Genomic DNA, 14,933 nt, shown 5'->3' on the forward strand with positions numbered 1-14,933 from the left:
CAATAAAATAACTGTAAAAAAAATATGCGGCGGCTGTGACACAGCCGCCAACTTCACCATTCTGGTAAATTCCTCAAGCCTTAAAGCGAGATGCTCGCATTTAATACGATAGAGCGACCGTGTTTAACACCCGCGTAGGCGTGATGTTCGCTCTAACGGCTCTTCGAAAATACCTTCATTATTAATGACGGGTGGCTTGGGATTTTACTTTTTCAATCTGCTCCTTGAGCAGAAGTTTCTTGCGCTTGAGAGTGGTAACATGAAGATCATCCATTGCCGGTGACGCCAGGGCTTCGGAAATTTCCTGCTCCAGAGCGCCATGCTTCTTTTCGAGCGTGGCAAGATGGGACTCGATAGCCATCATCAGTTCTCCTTTGTTTTGTTTCCACAATAACAACGGAACAAACCGGCTTTTGTTCAAGCTGTGCTGCTCCGTCTGCTCAAACTGCATGAAACGCCCGGCACATCTCCTGTTTTCCGGGCCGAACACACAGTCCCGGCTGCCAGGGAAGCGTCATTGATTGTTATCTTCGACAGCCGCTCCCATGACAGAACCATGACAGTTTGGCACGAGTTTGGTCTAAAGTCGAATTTGTCGTGGTAGCATTTTCCAATCACGAAAAATGTGATAAAGGCTCAACCAAACGGGCTGGATGCTGTGCCTTTGACGGGATGGCGCAGCCCGTATGTTTATTCAAAAGAACGGGGCTTTCGCATGTCCGATCAGGATCAGGCCGAGATAAGATTGGCCGTCGCACGTCTGAAACAGGAACACGCGGATTTCGATGCAGCCATCAAGGCCATGATGGAAGTTGGCTGTGACCAGTTGCGCATCCAGCGCATGAAAAAGAAAAAGCTCCAGATCAAGGACAAGCTTCAGGAGCTTGAAGATCAGGTCATTCCCGATATCATCGCCTGAGGGCGCTTTACATGGAACAAACAAGCCGGGCCTGCCCGGCTTTGCCTTTTATAAAAATCAATGCAGTGAAACAGGAATGATCAATGAGCGTGAGTGCCGACGTCGCCATCATCATGGGCAGCCAGTCCGATTGGGAAACCATGCGCCATGCAACCGACACGCTGGAAGCGCTCGGCATTTCCTTTGATGCCCGCATTGTCTCCGCGCATCGCACACCCGACCGGCTGGTTGATTTTGCCAAGGGCGCGAAGGCCCAAGGTTTCAAGGTCATTATTGCAGGTGCCGGCGGGGCCGCGCATCTGCCCGGCATGACTGCGGCCATGACGCCACTGCCGGTCTTTGGCGTTCCCGTGCAATCAAAGGCGCTTTCGGGGCAGGATTCGCTGCTCTCTATCGTGCAGATGCCTGCAGGCATTCCGGTCGGAACACTCGCCATTGGTCGCGCCGGTGCGGTCAACGCAGCGCTTCTCGCAGCAGCCGTTCTCGCACTTCATGATGATACGCTTGCCGCCCGTCTTGATGAATGGCGTCTGGCTCAGACGCAAAGTGTGGCCGAACGCCCATCCAACGAGGTGTAAGATGAACATAAACGCACTTCAGCCCGGTTCCACCATCGGCATCATCGGCGGCGGGCAACTTGGCCGCATGCTGGCGATCGCCGCTGCGCGCCTCGGCTTCAATACGATCATTCTGGAACCACAGGCCGATTGCCCGGCGGCACAGGTTGCCAACCGGCAGATCATTGCCGCCTATGATGACTCGACGGCGCTTGGCGAACTAGCTGAGGCCTGCGATGTCATCACCTATGAATTCGAGAATGTGCCGGTCAGTGCCGTGGATGGCCTTGCTGAAAGCGCTATTGTTCTGCCGCCTCCGGCAGCGCTTGAAATCTCGCAGGACCGTTTTACCGAAAAGAAGTTTCTCAATGAAAGCGGCATCGAGACGGCGCAATGGCGTCTGGTTGACGATCATGAAAGTCTGATTGCAGCCCTTGCAGCGCTCGGCGAGCGGGGCATCCTGAAAACCCGACGTTTTGGCTATGACGGCAAGGGGCAGGTTCGCCTGACATCACTTGATGAGCGACAAGCGCAGGACGCGATCGAGGCCATCAAAAACGCCCCTGCCATTCTAGAAGGCTTTGTCGATTTCGAGCGCGAAGTCTCGGTCATTGCTGCACGTGATCAAAACGGTAATGTTGCGATCTTCGACATTGCCGAGAACGTGCACAAGAACGGCATTCTTGCCACCTCCACAGTTCCGGCCAACATTAGCGCCAATACGGCAGAAGCAGCGCGCAGCGCTGCGGAAAAGCTTTTGCATGCACTTGATTATGTCGGTGTGCTGGGGCTCGAATTCTTCGTTCTCAAAGACGGCACATTGCTTGCCAACGAATTTGCGCCGCGTGTGCATAATTCGGGCCACTGGAGCGAAGCTGCCTGTGCCATTTCGCAATTCGAGCAGCATATCCGCGCCGTGGCCGGTCTGCCGCTGGGACATACCGAGCGGCATTCGGACTGCGTAATGGAAAACCTGATCGGTGACGATATCGATAATGTACCTGCGATTCTCCTGGAAGAAAACGCCGTGCTGCACCTTTACGGGAAAAGAGAAGCCCGTGAGGGCCGCAAAATGGGGCATGTGACCCGCATTACGCCGCGCACGGTATAATGCGCATCGGGATTCGGTGTGATTTCGCGTGCTTTGCCTGCGCTATCCAAGATTCTATCGGCTGAAGGCCTGAATCTGCATCGCAGGAGTTGACATTTGCCTGAAACATTGTGTATTTCGGCCAACCCTTCGGACACCTTCGTGTGTCTGTAATCAATTGGCGCTTCGAGCGCCTGTTTTTATGCAGCCCTGCGGCATTTTCATGTCAAGGGGCCAACCAGACCGGTGATTGACATGAAGATCAAGAACTCGCTCAAGGCGCTTAAGGCCCGCCATCGTGACTGCCAGCTGGTCCGCCGCAAGGGCCGCGTTTACATCATCAACAAGACTGCCCCGCGCTTCAAGGCTCGTCAGGGCTGATTTTATTTTTGATTTAGCATTTGACGTTTCGCTGCGCATGGGAAATCCTGTGCGCATGCGGAATGTTTTTGCACATCTTATCTTTGCCCTCGTGATCGCTCTCGGCATAGCCGTGACGGCTCCTGATGCGGCCATGGCTGACACGGCAGCACCTCAGAGCGAAAACGCGCAGCCACCGGCAAAACCGATCACAGAGCCGCAAAGCCGCGAAGAGCGGCTGGATACGCTTTTTTCCGAATTGCGCCGCACGAGGGATGAAGCCAAAGCCGTGCGCATCTCATCGCAGATCAATACGCTTTGGTCGCAATCGGGGAGCGCCACAGTCGATCTGCTGATGCAATGGGCCAATGCCGCCCTCATAGAACAGCGCTATCCTTCGGCAATCGATTTTCTCAATGAAGCCATTGCACTCGATCCCGACTATGCGGAAGCGTGGAACCGCCGCGCCACGGTTTATTTCCTGCAAAAAGATTATGCGCACGCCATGTACGACATCAATCGTACATTGGAGCTGGAGCCACGCCATTATGGCGCCCTGTCCGGCATGGCGGGCATCTTGCGCGCTCGCGGTTTTAAAGAACAGTCCCTGAAAGCCTATGAGCAGGCACTCACCATCTACCCCATGATGCGCGAGGCACAGAAGAGCCTCCTGGAACTCACCGACGAACTAACCGATATCCGCACATAATAAAAAACGCGCCCCGAACGGGACGCGTTTTTGAACTGTGCTATGAGGGGCGATCAGACGCCCGACTTGCCGTCCTCGCTGATATAGGCGATGCGCAGCATATTGGTGGCGCCCGGCGTTCCGAACGGCACACCAGCCGTGATGATGACGCGATCACCCGCCTTGCCGAATTCCTCACCGCAAACGATCTGGCATGCGTTATCAACCATATCCTCCAGATCATGCGCATCAGCGGTCACCACACAATGCAGGCCCCAAACCACCGACAGGCGGCGGGCGGTATCCACGACAGGCGAAAGAGCGATGATCGGAGTACGCGGACGCTCGCGCGCCGCGCGAAGCCCCGTCGTACCGGAAGCCGTATAGGTCACGATGGCCGAAAGTTTTAGCGTTTCGGCAATCTGGCGTGCAGCCAGCGAAATCGCGTCAGCACCGGTTGGTTCCGGCATGGCGCGTTGCGCATCGATGATCGTGGAATAGGTTGCATCCTGTTCCACTTGTTCGGCAATCCGGTTCATGGTCGCGACCGATTCGACCGGATATTGACCGGATGCCGATTCGGCTGAAAGCATGACGGCGTCAGCCCCCTCAAAGACGGCCGTTGCCACGTCCGAGACTTCGGCGCGGGTCGGAACCGGGGCGGTGATCATCGATTCGAGCATCTGCGTTGCAACAACGACCGGCTTGCCGGCGCGGCGGCAACGGCGCGTGATCTGCTTCTGGATACCCGGCACGGTTTCAAGCGGCATTTCAACGCCAAGGTCGCCCCGAGCCACCATCAGCGCATCGGAAAGTGCTATGATTTCATCAAGCCGCGTGACGGCCTGCGGCTTCTCGATTTTCGACATGAGGCCGACCTTGCCGCCGGAAATCTTGCGCACTTCGACCAAATCTTCCGGACGCTGGATAAACGACAACGCGACCCAGTCGATTTCCTCTTTCAGCACGGCATCGAGATCCTTGCGGTCCTTTTCCGTCAGTGCGCCGACACCGAGCGTGGTATCGGGCAGGCTCACACCCTTGCGGTCGGAAATGCGGGTGCCCGAAACCACCTTGCAGCGGATCGATTTTCCGTCACAGATTTCCGCCACCAGATGCAGCTTGCCGTCATCGATCAGCAGGCGATGGCCCGGCTCGACGGACTCGAGAATTTCGGGATGCGGAAGATAGACGCGGGTTTCATCTCCCGGCGCTTCATTATTGTCGAGCGTAAAAGTCTGGCCAGCGACGAGATCGACCTTGCCATCGGCAAATTTTCCGACGCGCAACTTTGGCCCCTGCAAATCGGCGAGAATACCGATCGGGCGTCCCAGTTCCTTTTCAACATTACGGATGCGCTTGACCAGCGTGCGCATCAGGTCGTGATCGGCATGGCTCATATTGATGCGGAAAACATCGGCTCCGGCTTCAAAGAGCTTGCGGATGACAGCTTCCTCGCCTGACGCCGGGCCGAGCGTTGCGAGAATCTTGACCTTGCGATTACGCTTCATTGATTGTTCGTTCCTGTAACAGTGGGGTTTTCCGGCGGCGTTTCATCTGCAAGCTGAACCATCCAGCTCGATTGCTCGCCGGTGTCATATTCCTGGAAGCCATTGCGCTGGAACCCGCGCGCAAAGCAATCCTGAACGCCGGTGATGCGGAATTCGTTTTCCGCCACGCACATGTTCACATTGCCCTGCCAGCGCCCATCACCCTGAGCATCCTCGGCATAAAGATAATAATAACGTGATGTCAGCGGGCCTTCGATCAGTGTCTTGCAGCTTGATCCATTGATGTGCCACCAGCCTTCAGTCACCCAACCTGTCTTGGCTCTGTAACCGATGGCCACCCCTACCAGATTCTGTGTGGAGTTGCATACGCGGAAGTCAGCGCGCGCTTCCAAAGCCGTCATGCCCAATGCACCGATCAATGTGGCGGAAAACACAGCAAGGAAGTTTGGAAGTCGCATCAGCCGAACCCCTTCAGCCCGCAATTGCTTTTTTTTCACGTCAGGAAATCCCGTTTCGGTCGCTCTCTTTTCGGCAGTTTCGTCTGTGATGTCAACGCAGTCCAACCTATAAGAAAGCTATTGTCGAAAGAATGATCGTTGCAATATCGGTTTTCTCATGACAGACCGGAACAATGTTCCCTATCTGTTGAAAATTAGAGCTGATCCGTCCGGCAATCATGTCCAAGTCTGTAATCTCGCCCGCAACATCCACAGCCACGTCATTCTCGCCCGTTCATCGAATCGATGGCGACTTTCGCCTGGGCCTGATGCTGACAGCCGATCACGCACGCCGCGACATGCCAGCCAATTACGGCAGTTTGGGGCTCAAAGAAAGCGAATTCGAGCGTCATATTGCTTATGACATCGGTGTCGAGGCGTTGACGCGGGCACTTGCTGCCCGCCTTAAGGCTCCTGCCGTGCTTGCCGGATTTTCCCGATTGCTGATCGACCCCAACCGTGGCGAAGATGACCCGACCCTTATAATGCAATTATCGGACGGCGTGGTCATTACAGGCAATTATCCCTTATCGGCGCAAGAACGCGAAACACGGCTGCGGCAATTCTACCGCCCCTATCATGATGCGGTGACGCAAATGCGCACAACAGTCGCAGCCCAAAGCGGACACGCTCCGCTGATTATTGCGATCCATTCTTTTACACCACGCTGGAAAAATACAGAGCGTCCCTGGCATATCGGCTTGCTCTGGGATCGGGATGATCGCGCCATTGCACCGTTGCTCAAGCTTTTGCATGCGCAAAACGATCTCGTTGTTGGTGACAACGAACCCTATAATGGTGCCTTGCGCAACGATGCGCTTTTTCGGCATGCGACAGCACAGGGTTTTGCCAATGTGCTAATCGAAGTGCGACAGGACCTCATCGCGAACGCGCAAGGCGTGCACGAATGGGCCAAGCGTCTCGCGCCGATGCTCAAAGAAATCAATGCGCTTGAAGCCGTTCACGAGGTCCGGTATTTCGGCTCGCGCAGCGATCCCGAACACTGACAAACCCATCTTTACCCGCTATCCACAGGGCTTGACCCGAAACGTCGTGTCGGGCATCGAAAACCCTCTTAAATTTGCCTGCGACTCACTTGAAGAAACGTCCACGTTCTTCACCATGCGGGCTTTCGCCCTGGCAGCATCCGCATTCCGCCGTAAAATTGAACTGGAGAAAACCTCGTGAGCGACGACATTACAAGCGAAGCCCAGACCATAGCCGTTGGCCAATTGCGCGCCTTCATCGAACGCATCGAGCGTCTGGAAGAAGAAAAAAAGACCATTGGCGACGATATCAAGGAAGTTTACGCAGAATTGAAGGGGTCGGGGTTTGACAGCAAGGTCGTAAGAACCATTATTCGTCTGCGTAAAAAAGAAGACCACGAGCGTCAGGAAGAAGAAGCCATGCTCCAGCTTTATATGGATGCGCTTGGCATGGGCTAATGGGCTGATCCATCCGACCTTTCTTCTTCCTCCATGTATAACCGGCGGCCAGCTTGCCGCTGACGGGAAGAGGACAGGTCTATGGAATTTCGAAAGCTCGGACGCAGCGAACTTAAAGTTTCGCCGCTTTGCTTTGGTGGCAATGTATTTGGATGGACGGTCGATGAGGCGACATCATTCTCGCTTCTCGACCGTTTTATCGCTGCCGGTTTCAACTTCATCGATACCGCCGACGCTTATTCGACATGGGCACCCGGCAATGTGGGCGGTGAATCCGAAACCATCATCGGCAACTGGCTGAAATCACGCGGCCAGCGCGACAAGGTTATCATTGCCACCAAGGTCGGTTCTGAAATGGGGCCGGACGAAAAAGGACTGTCGCCTGCCTATATCCGCAAGGCAGTGGATGCATCGCTCAAGCGGCTGCAAACAGATTATATCGATCTTTACCAGTCGCACTGGGATGATCCGGAAACGCCTTTTGAAGACACGCTCGGCACCTATCAGGAGCTGATCGAAGCGGGAAAAATCCGTGTCATCGGGGCCTCCAACCTGACGGCAGAGCGGCTCACAGAATCGCTGGAAGTGGCGAAAAAGCATGATCTTCCACGCTATGAAAGTCTGCAACCGCTTTATAATCTTTATGATCGTTCCGGCTTTGAGGATGGGCTGGAAAAAATCTGCCGCGACAACGATCTCGCCGTCATATCCTATTTTTCGCTTGCCGCAGGTTTCCTCACCGGCAAATACCGCTCAAGCGACGATCTGGGCCAAAGCGCACGCGGCTCAACGGTGGAAAAATATCTGACCGAGCGCGGGAAAAAAATCATCGTAGCGCTCGATGACGTGGCCGCTAGCATTGGCGCAAAACTCGCTCAGGTCGCCATCGCCTGGCTGATCGCGCAGCCTTCGGTCACAGCCCCCATCGCGAGCGCAACACGCCTCACGCAACTGGGCGAACTGATCGATGCCAGCCGTTTGAAATTGAGCGACGATGCGGTTGCGCGTCTCAACAAGGCAAGCGCCTGAAAAAGGCTATCGAAGGGTAGTCTCTACCCTTCGATTTCTTCCCGCAGCATTTCCAGTTCCAGCCATTCTTCTTCCATGGCGGCATTCTCGGCCCGCTTCTTTTCCAGAAGATCGGCGGTCTTGGCAAAAAGCGCGGGGTCCTTGGCATAAAGTGCCGGATCGGCAAGCTTGCCTTCGAGCACGTCGATTTCCTTGGCAAGCGCGTCCATCTTGGTAGGCAGCGTTTCAAGGGCAAATTTCTGCTTATAGGACAGCTTGCGTTTTTCCTCGCGTTTGGGCTGCGCAGCCTCCCTATCCTGCTTGTCATCATTGCGGAGACCCGCCGCTTTAACGGCCCGGCGGCTGAGCGCCTGTTCCTTGCGCTGCGCCATCATATCAGCATAACCGCCGGCATATTCGAGCCAGCTTCCGTTGCCCTCCGGGGCAATGACCGATGTCACGGTGCGATCAAGAAAATCACGGTCGTGGCTGACCAGAATGACGGTGCCCGGGAAACCGGCCACCAGTTCCTGCAACAAATCGAGCGTCTCCATGTCGAGATCGTTGGTCGGCTCATCGAGGATCAACAAATTGGCAGGACGCGCCAGCACACGCGCCAGCATAAGCCGCGCTCTTTCGCCACCCGACAGTTCGCGGATCGGTGTCCGCGCCTGCTCGGGCTGGAACAAAAAATCCTTCATGTAGGAGACGACATGGCGCTGTTCGCCATTGACGATCAGGCTCTCGCCGCGCCCGTCAGTCAGATAATGCGAAAGCGTGTCATTGAGGTTGAGGTCTTCACGCTTCTGGTCGAGTTCGGCCATCTCCAGATTAACGCCAAGACGCAAAGTGCCTGAATCCGGTTCCAGCTTGCCGGTCAAAAGCGATAAAAGTGTTGTCTTGCCCGCACCATTGGGTCCGACAAGCCCGATGCGATCACCACGCTGGACGCGGATAGAGAAATCCTTGACCAATTCACGCTCGCCATAGGCCTTGCTCAGCCCCTTGGCTTCGATCACCAGCTTGCCCGACTCTTTGCTGTCACTCGCGGCCAGCACCGCTGCCCCTTGCGCCTTGCGATGATTGCGGAAATCAGAACGCATGGAATGCAACTCACCCAGGCGGCGCATATTGCGCTTGCGTCGTGCGGTAACGCCGTAACGCAGCCAGTGTTCCTCACGCGCGATCTGGCGACCGAGCTTGTGATGATCGCGCTCTTCTTCCTCCAGAACCTTATCGCGCCATTCCTCGAAATGGCCAAAACCCTGTTCGATACGGCGCGTCAGGCCGCGATCCAGCCACACCGTTGCGCGGCTGACATTTTCCAGAAACCGCCGATCATGCGAAATCAGCACGATGGCCGAACGGATCTGGCGTAACTCGCCTTCGAGCCATTCGATGGTGGTGAGGTCGAGATGGTTCGTAGGCTCATCGAGCAGCAGAACGTCCGGTTGCGGTGCAATCACCCGTGCCAGTGCGGCACGGCGTGCTTCACCGCCCGAAAGGTGATCCGGCTTTTCCTCGCCGCTCAGCCCCAGATGCTCGAGAAGATAGGTGACCCGGTGCGGATCATCCGCCGGACCAAGCCCTGCCTCGACATAGGTCCGCACATTGGCAAAGCCGTCCATGTCCGGCATCTGCGGCAGATAACGCACGGTGGCACCCGGATGACGGAACATTTCGCCCGAGGTCGGCTCGACCATGCCGGCGGCAATCTTGAGCAAGGTAGACTTGCCAGAGCCGTTACGCCCGACCAGCGCGATGCGGTCGCCCTCGCTTACCGAAAGATTGGCATCCTCAAGAAGAGGGGTGCCGCCAAAGGTGAGCTGTATCTGGTCGAGCCGTAGAAGCGGAGGAGCCATGGTTCTCTTCAATAAAGGATTGAAATTTTGCCCTGCTTGTCGGCGACAAAAGTCATTCTGTCAAATGGATCGGTAAAAGAGCGCAAAAAAAGACAGGCCGGAAAAACCCGGCCTGTCCTTTATAACAGCAATAAAGCCTGACTTACTGGCAAGGTGCTTCGTAAGTGCGACCATAGTTATCGCGGTAACGGCAGTACTGGACGCCGTTGCGCGTCTGGGATGCACCGAGAAGCGTACCGGCGACACCGCCGATTGCTGCACCGGCAAGAGCGCCGCGACCGCTGCCGCCAATTGCACCACCGGCAAGAGCGCCGAGGGCTGCACCGCCGACACCATAGCCAGCCGTACGCTTTTCATTGGTCGTGCATGCTGCAGTCGAGAACGCGAGCACGGCGGCAATTGCAATCATGGAAAGACGTGATTTCATGAGACAATCTCCTATCTAGAGTTTCAAAAACACCGGCTTTGCGTCCCCAAGTTCGGCGTAAAGCAGATGACCCGCTTAGCCCATTTACAATACGTTTCGCCCGCAGACGTCAAGCATTTTCAGGCCTCGGTATGAGCGGTGCATTACCGTGACAACCCCACATCAAGGTTCGCTACAAGTATCGCTATTCCAGAACGCATCGAAACGCAAAGCGTTCCATCGACTATATTGGACACCGTCCATGAAGAGCCGAACGGCAAGGTCACATTGTCTAACGGCCACTCCGCATTTGTGATCGAAAGACCGTCGACATCAGTAAAGTTCACGACGCTGAACAATGCTCCGTCCGGCAGATCAAAAGAATGACGTCCAGGCAGCAGGGGCCATGCTTCTTCGCTACCACTGGAAAGGAAAATGTTTCGTCCTTTCCGGGCCTGAGCAGTCGCCAAGGTGAGATGGAGCAGGGTGTGATCGGTGCGTGCGCCGCCAAAAGCCCCGCATAAGATCACGCGCGTCGCGCCAAGCGAATAGGCTTCATTAAGGGCAAGTTCACCGTCCGTCATGTCCTTGGCTGGTGAAAAGGTCTTTTGGGGCACATGCATATAGTGCTGCCTAAGCGACGGCGACGCTGAATCGAAATCGCCGAGCCATAATTCCGGTTCGACGCCGAGTTCCGCAGCGTGGCGGATACCACTATCGGCAGCCAGAAAACGCGCGCCTGTAATCTGTTGCCGAAGGCGCTCGGTCACGGCGAGATCGCCGCCGAGGAGAATGACAAATGTGCTCATAAGCTGCTCATAACATGAGAAAATTAACCCTGAAAGAGCAGCCTGTATTCTGTGCACGGCTCTTGCTCTTGCCCTGCCTCCGTTTTATGCTCTCAGAAATTCTAACGGGGTGCCTTCTGCAAATGCGGGTGGCTGAGAGGCGAAAACCAACCCGAGGAACCTGATCCGGCTCGTACCGGCGGAGGGATTTAGATGCTGCCATGCGACACAACGCCAAAAAGTTGCGGGCTTTTACGAAGGATTGCATCGCAATCCAGAGTAGCGCTACTTCCTTTCAAACGCGATGAAAGGACTATCCTGATGCGGCTCTTATCCTTGCTGGCTCTTTCCTTCTCGGCAGCCATTGCCTTTTCTTCTGCCGCACAGGCAAAGGACAAGCTGACCGTCTATACCTATGACAGTTTCATTTCCGAATGGGGACCAGGACCCAAGGTCAAGGAAAACTTCGAGAAGGACTGTAACTGCGAGGTGGAATGGATCGCTTCCGCCGACGGCGTCGCCCTTCTCAACCGCCTCAAGCTGGAGGGCAGAAACACCATCGCAGATATCGTGCTTGGCCTTGATGTCAATCTTCTGACGGAAGCGCGTGCTTCTGGATTTTTTGCGCCAAGCGGTATTGATCTGGGCAATATCAGTGTGCCGGGCGGGTTCAAGGACGATATTTTTGTACCCTTTGACTATGGTTATTTCGCCGTGGTCTATGATTCAGATAAACTGCCCGATCCACCGCAAAGCCTCAAGGAACTGGTTGAGGGCGACGCTTCGCAAAAGATCGTGTTGCAGGATCCGCGCACGTCGACACCGGGGCTTGGCATGCTTTTATGGATGAAAGCGGTTTATGGCGACAAGGCTGGCGAGGCATGGGAAAAGCTTCAAAAACGTGTTCTGACCGTCACACCGGGCTGGTCGGAGGCATACGGACTTTTCACGCGTGGCGAGGCACCGATGGTGTTGTCCTATACGAGTTCGCCCGCCTATCACCTCATTGCCGAAAAGACCGACCGCTACAAGGCACTGGTGTTTCCCGAGGGGAGTTATCTTCAGGTTGAGCTTGCCGCCCAGACGCTCACGGGTGCGAAAAACCCGCTGGCGCAAAGATTTCTTACTTTTATGACCGGACCGGGCTTCCAGGATGTAATCCCTGAAACCAACTGGATGTTTCCGGCAGGCAAGATGTCCACGCCGTTGCCATCTGCTTTTGAAGCATTGCCCAAACCGGAAAAGACCCTCATCATCCCCTCCGACGAAGTGGCAGAACATCGCCGTGTCTGGGTGAGCGAATGGCTGACAGCGACTAGCCGATGACGGCAATGCCAACTGAATATGGCGCATCATCCCTGACCAAGATGAAACCCCTGGCAGGGGTATTGGCGCTGGCCTTTCTGGTCATACTCGGCGCGGGCGCACTCCTCGCACTGGCTTTTGAAGCAGGCCATGGCAATTTCGAGGCGAGCAGCAATTTCGATACCTATCTCTGGCGCATTGCCCGCTTCACCGTCCTTCAGGCTATCATCTCCAGTCTGCTTTCTGTTGCTTTCGCAATACCAGTTGCGCGCGCGCTTCATGCCGAAACCCGCTTTCCCGGACGCGGACTGATCCTGCGCCTTTTTGCCTTGCCACTCGCCCTGCCCGCCCTCGTGGCGGTACTGGGTATCACCAGCATCTACGGGCGCAATGGCTTTTTCGCCCATATTTCGGATGCAGCCGGGCATCCGCTTCAGCCTGATATCTATGGCATTACGGGCATCTTGATCGCGCATGTCTTCTTCAACATGCCGCTTGCAGTGCGTTTCATCCTTGCAAGCTATGAATCGATCCCCACCGATTACTGGAAACTTGCAGCACAGTTCGGCATGGGAAATCGCGCCCGTTTCCGACTGATCGAATGGCCGGTCATCCGCCGCAGCCTGCCGGGGATGACGGGCCTGATCTTCATGCTTTGCGTCACCAGCTTCACGACGGTGCTGACGCTTGGCGGCGGCCCCCGTGCGACAACGCTGGAAGTCGCAATCTACCAGAGCCTACATTTCGATTTCGACCCTGCACGTGCTGTGGCACTGACCGCCACCCAGCTGGTTCTGACATTGCTGGTCCTCATCCTCCTGCGCCTGACAGGCCGTCCATCCGAGGAAGGTTTTACGCATACGGCCACGCCGCGCCGCTTCGACAGGCCGCGTTTGGGGGAACGGCTGTTCAATATTGCGGCAATCCTCATCGGCTTTCTTTACGTCGCCTTGCCGATCACAGGTGTTGTGGTTTCAGGACTCGCCGCAGATCTGATCCGTCTTTTGAGCGAAAAAACCGTCTGGCGCGCGATCACAACGAGCCTTGCGCTGGGGTTTTCCGCTGCCCTAATTTCTCTTGTGCTTTCGCTGGCGCTGGTTGCAGCGCGCGAAGCGGTCAAAAACAAGCCTGCCGCAAATTTTTTTGATACGGGCGCAAGCCTTATCCTCGTCATGCCCCCAATCGTGATCGGTGCCGGCTGGTTCATCCTGCTGCGCCATTTTACCGATCCGTTCGCGATGGCACCGCTCATGGTTGTCACCGTCAATGCTGCAATGGCGATGCCTTTTGCCTTCCGGTTGCTGCGTCCAGCCTGGGACACGGCCGCAGCCCGCCATAATCGTCTCTGCGCGCAGCTTGGTATTCGCGGCGTCAATCGTTTCCGACTGATCGACTGGCCCTCGATACGCAAGCCTTTCGGCATGGCTTTTGCCTTCGCCATGGCTCTTTCCATCGGCGATCTCGGCACAATCGCACTTTTCGGCAGTGACGCACTTCTCACCCTGCCTTACCTGTTGTTGCAGCGCATGGGCAGCTATCGCACATTCGATGCGGCAGGGCTGGCCCTTATATTGGGGCTCCTATGCCTCGCTCTGATGATGATCGCCGACCGCAGCATCGCATCGCCAAAGGATAATTCTGCTTCATGACTGCATCCGCTGCAATCAGCCTTCACGATGTTCATTTCAGCTATGGCGATACCGCAATGCGTTTCGATGTCACGGTTGCGGAAGGCGCAATAGCCGCGATCGTCGGCCCCAGCGGTTCAGGAAAGTCCACGCTTCTCAATCTCATTGCGGGTTTTGAAATACCTCAGTCCGGCACGATCTCCCTAGGCGCTACGGATATCACGCGTCTGCCACCTGCCGCCCGTCCGGTTTCGATGGTGTTTCAGGAAAACAATCTGTTCGCACACCTGACAGTTGCGCAGAATATCGGCTTGGGTCGAGCCCCTGATCTGAAGCTGAATGCAAATGATCGTGCTGCGATAACCCACGCGCTTAAACGTGTCGGGCTAACGGGTAAGGAACAACGCAAGCCCGAAGCGCTTTCGGGCGGTGAGCGCCAACGTGTGGCAATTGCACGCGCGCTGGTACGCGAACGCCCGATCCTGCTTTTGGACGAAGCTTTTGCGTCGCTGGGGCCGGCATTGCGGCACCAGATGCTCGATCTTATTCGCGATCTGCACAGCGAGACCGGTATGACCGTCCTTATGGTCACGCATACACCCGAAGATGCGATCTATCTCAATACGCTGCTGTTGTTCCTCGAAAATGGGCAAATTCGCGAGCAAGGTCCCGCACGAGATTTGTTATCCGCCTCTGGGCCGGCAGCTTTGCAGCGCTATATGGGGAGATAGAACTCCGGAGCAGTCGCTTATCAGCCTCAAATAGAGTTACGCTTGCGGACATATTTTGTTCGCAATCACCGGAAAGAACGGCTGCAACAGCGCAGATTGGCTTGTGCGCCCTGCAGACTATGTCTAGATTTGCGGGCA

Annotated in this window: 17 protein-coding genes and 1 riboswitch; of the genes, 11 read left to right on the forward strand and 6 right to left on the reverse strand. The window is 55.7% G+C overall.

From position 1 onward, the window contains the following. Window positions 1-181: 181 nt before the first annotated feature. Window positions 182-364 (reverse strand): DUF465 domain-containing protein, encoded by a 183-nt coding sequence (locus AAIB41_RS07945; protein WP_343314708.1) that lies wholly within the window; start codon window positions 362-364, stop codon window positions 182-184. A 351-nt stretch (window positions 365-715) separates the two neighbouring features. Here AAIB41_RS07945 and AAIB41_RS07950 point away from each other — a divergent pair, with 351 nt between their 5' ends. The 5 genes from AAIB41_RS07950 (at window position 716) to AAIB41_RS07970 (ending at window position 3,635) form a co-directional block, all read left to right on the forward strand. Beyond that, complete coding sequence (locus AAIB41_RS07950; protein WP_343312771.1) at window positions 716-919, forward strand: DUF465 domain-containing protein; 204 nt, start codon at window positions 716-718, stop codon at window positions 917-919. An 89-nt stretch (window positions 920-1,008) separates the two neighbouring features. After that, window positions 1,009-1,497, forward strand: coding sequence for a 5-(carboxyamino)imidazole ribonucleotide mutase (gene purE, locus AAIB41_RS07955; protein ID WP_343314709.1), 489 nt, complete (start codon window positions 1,009-1,011; stop codon window positions 1,495-1,497). A 1-nt stretch (window position 1,498) separates the two neighbouring features. Then, a complete protein-coding gene (locus AAIB41_RS07960) occupies window positions 1,499-2,587 on the forward strand; it encodes a 5-(carboxyamino)imidazole ribonucleotide synthase (protein ID WP_343312772.1) in 1,089 nt (362 codons plus the stop codon). A 234-nt stretch (window positions 2,588-2,821) separates the two neighbouring features. After that, entirely contained in the window at window positions 2,822-2,947 is a 126-nt protein-coding gene (gene ykgO / locus AAIB41_RS07965) for a type B 50S ribosomal protein L36 (RefSeq protein WP_002967908.1), read from the forward strand. Between the two features lie 37 nt (window positions 2,948-2,984). Then, window positions 2,985-3,635: a tetratricopeptide repeat protein gene (locus AAIB41_RS07970; protein ID WP_343312773.1), complete on the forward strand. Its 651-nt coding sequence runs from the start codon at window positions 2,985-2,987 to the stop codon at window positions 3,633-3,635. Between the two features lie 53 nt (window positions 3,636-3,688). Here AAIB41_RS07970 and pyk read toward each other — a convergent pair whose 3' ends face one another. Beyond that, window positions 3,689-5,125: a pyruvate kinase gene (gene pyk / locus AAIB41_RS07975; RefSeq protein ID WP_343312774.1), complete on the reverse strand. Its 1,437-nt coding sequence runs from the start codon at window positions 5,123-5,125 to the stop codon at window positions 3,689-3,691. Then, on the reverse strand, window positions 5,122-5,583 hold the full coding sequence (locus AAIB41_RS07980; RefSeq protein WP_343314710.1) for a DUF1036 domain-containing protein: 462 nt from the start codon (window positions 5,581-5,583) through the stop codon (window positions 5,122-5,124). Before AAIB41_RS07980 ends, pyk begins: the two co-directional genes overlap by 4 nt. A gap of 218 nt (window positions 5,584-5,801) precedes the next feature. Here AAIB41_RS07980 and AAIB41_RS07985 point away from each other — a divergent pair, with 218 nt between their 5' ends. The 3 genes from AAIB41_RS07985 to AAIB41_RS07995 all read left to right on the forward strand — a co-directional run bounded on the left by AAIB41_RS07985 (window position 5,802) and on the right by AAIB41_RS07995 (window position 8,096). Continuing rightward, window positions 5,802-6,629, forward strand: a complete 828-nt coding sequence (locus AAIB41_RS07985; protein WP_343312776.1) for an N-formylglutamate amidohydrolase — start codon at window positions 5,802-5,804, stop codon at window positions 6,627-6,629. A 177-nt stretch (window positions 6,630-6,806) separates the two neighbouring features. Beyond that, on the forward strand, window positions 6,807-7,067 hold the full coding sequence (locus AAIB41_RS07990; RefSeq protein ID WP_007876730.1) for a DUF2312 domain-containing protein: 261 nt from the start codon (window positions 6,807-6,809) through the stop codon (window positions 7,065-7,067). An 81-nt stretch (window positions 7,068-7,148) separates the two neighbouring features. Next, window positions 7,149-8,096 (forward strand): aldo/keto reductase, encoded by a 948-nt coding sequence (locus AAIB41_RS07995; RefSeq protein ID WP_343312777.1) that lies wholly within the window; start codon window positions 7,149-7,151, stop codon window positions 8,094-8,096. A gap of 23 nt (window positions 8,097-8,119) precedes the next feature. Here AAIB41_RS07995 and AAIB41_RS08000 read toward each other — a convergent pair whose 3' ends face one another. The 3 genes from AAIB41_RS08000 to AAIB41_RS08010 all read right to left on the reverse strand — a co-directional run bounded on the left by AAIB41_RS08000 (window position 8,120) and on the right by AAIB41_RS08010 (window position 11,152). Beyond that, window positions 8,120-9,937, reverse strand: coding sequence for an ABC-F family ATP-binding cassette domain-containing protein (locus tag AAIB41_RS08000; RefSeq protein WP_343312778.1), 1,818 nt, complete (start codon window positions 9,935-9,937; stop codon window positions 8,120-8,122). A gap of 142 nt (window positions 9,938-10,079) precedes the next feature. After that, the gene (locus AAIB41_RS08005) at window positions 10,080-10,364 is read right to left on the reverse strand and encodes a glycine zipper domain-containing protein (protein ID WP_343312779.1); all 285 of its coding nucleotides are present in this window, start codon (window positions 10,362-10,364) and stop codon (window positions 10,080-10,082) included. A gap of 143 nt (window positions 10,365-10,507) precedes the next feature. Continuing rightward, window positions 10,508-11,152 carry a thiamine diphosphokinase gene (locus AAIB41_RS08010; RefSeq protein ID WP_343312780.1) on the reverse strand — a complete coding sequence of 215 codons (645 nt, stop codon included), beginning with the start codon at window positions 11,150-11,152 and terminating at the stop codon, window positions 10,508-10,510. Window positions 11,153-11,247: 95 nt separating this feature from the next. Continuing rightward, window positions 11,248-11,357, forward strand: a riboswitch (TPP riboswitch). 95 nt (window positions 11,358-11,452) lie between these two features. Here AAIB41_RS08010 and thiB point away from each other — a divergent pair. From thiB to thiQ, 3 genes are read left to right on the forward strand one after another with little or no spacing between them, the layout of a single operon-like run. Beyond that, window positions 11,453-12,457: a thiamine ABC transporter substrate binding subunit gene (gene thiB, locus AAIB41_RS08015; protein WP_343312782.1), complete on the forward strand. Its 1,005-nt coding sequence runs from the start codon at window positions 11,453-11,455 to the stop codon at window positions 12,455-12,457. Further along, the gene (gene thiP, locus AAIB41_RS08020; protein ID WP_343312783.1) at window positions 12,454-14,085 is read left to right on the forward strand and encodes a thiamine/thiamine pyrophosphate ABC transporter permease ThiP; all 1,632 of its coding nucleotides are present in this window, start codon (window positions 12,454-12,456) and stop codon (window positions 14,083-14,085) included. Before thiB ends, thiP begins: the two co-directional genes overlap by 4 nt. Further along, window positions 14,082-14,795, forward strand: a complete 714-nt coding sequence (gene thiQ, locus AAIB41_RS08025; RefSeq protein ID WP_343312784.1) for a thiamine ABC transporter ATP-binding protein — start codon at window positions 14,082-14,084, stop codon at window positions 14,793-14,795. The genes thiP and thiQ overlap by 4 nt, the downstream gene beginning before the upstream one ends. Window positions 14,796-14,933: the final 138 nt, after the last annotated feature.

The organism is Brucella sp. BE17 (assembly GCF_039545455.1).
Classification (GTDB): domain Bacteria; phylum Pseudomonadota; class Alphaproteobacteria; order Rhizobiales; family Rhizobiaceae; genus Brucella.

Coding starts and splice junctions, on each gene's coding strand:
- AAIB41_RS08010 (WP_343312780.1), bottom strand. CDS start 11,152: ATGAGCACATTTGTCATTCTCCTCGGCGGCGATCTCGCCGTGACCGAG.
- AAIB41_RS07960 (WP_343312772.1), top strand. CDS start 1,499: ATGAACATAAACGCACTTCAGCCCGGTTCCACCATCGGCATCATCGGC.
- AAIB41_RS07945 (WP_343314708.1), bottom strand. CDS start 364: ATGATGGCTATCGAGTCCCATCTTGCCACGCTCGAAAAGAAGCATGGC.
- AAIB41_RS08005 (WP_343312779.1), bottom strand. CDS start 10,364: ATGAAATCACGTCTTTCCATGATTGCAATTGCCGCCGTGCTCGCGTTC.
- ykgO (WP_002967908.1), top strand. CDS start 2,822: ATGAAGATCAAGAACTCGCTCAAGGCGCTTAAGGCCCGCCATCGTGAC.
- AAIB41_RS07950 (WP_343312771.1), top strand. CDS start 716: ATGTCCGATCAGGATCAGGCCGAGATAAGATTGGCCGTCGCACGTCTG.
- thiQ (WP_343312784.1), top strand. CDS start 14,082: ATGACTGCATCCGCTGCAATCAGCCTTCACGATGTTCATTTCAGCTAT.
- AAIB41_RS08000 (WP_343312778.1), bottom strand. CDS start 9,937: ATGGCTCCTCCGCTTCTACGGCTCGACCAGATACAGCTCACCTTTGGC.
- AAIB41_RS07970 (WP_343312773.1), top strand. CDS start 2,985: ATGGGAAATCCTGTGCGCATGCGGAATGTTTTTGCACATCTTATCTTT.
- AAIB41_RS07980 (WP_343314710.1), bottom strand. CDS start 5,583: ATGCGACTTCCAAACTTCCTTGCTGTGTTTTCCGCCACATTGATCGGT.
- thiP (WP_343312783.1), top strand. CDS start 12,454: ATGACGGCAATGCCAACTGAATATGGCGCATCATCCCTGACCAAGATG.
- thiB (WP_343312782.1), top strand. CDS start 11,453: ATGCGGCTCTTATCCTTGCTGGCTCTTTCCTTCTCGGCAGCCATTGCC.
- pyk (WP_343312774.1), bottom strand. CDS start 5,125: ATGAAGCGTAATCGCAAGGTCAAGATTCTCGCAACGCTCGGCCCGGCG.
- AAIB41_RS07995 (WP_343312777.1), top strand. CDS start 7,149: ATGGAATTTCGAAAGCTCGGACGCAGCGAACTTAAAGTTTCGCCGCTT.
- AAIB41_RS07985 (WP_343312776.1), top strand. CDS start 5,802: ATGTCCAAGTCTGTAATCTCGCCCGCAACATCCACAGCCACGTCATTC.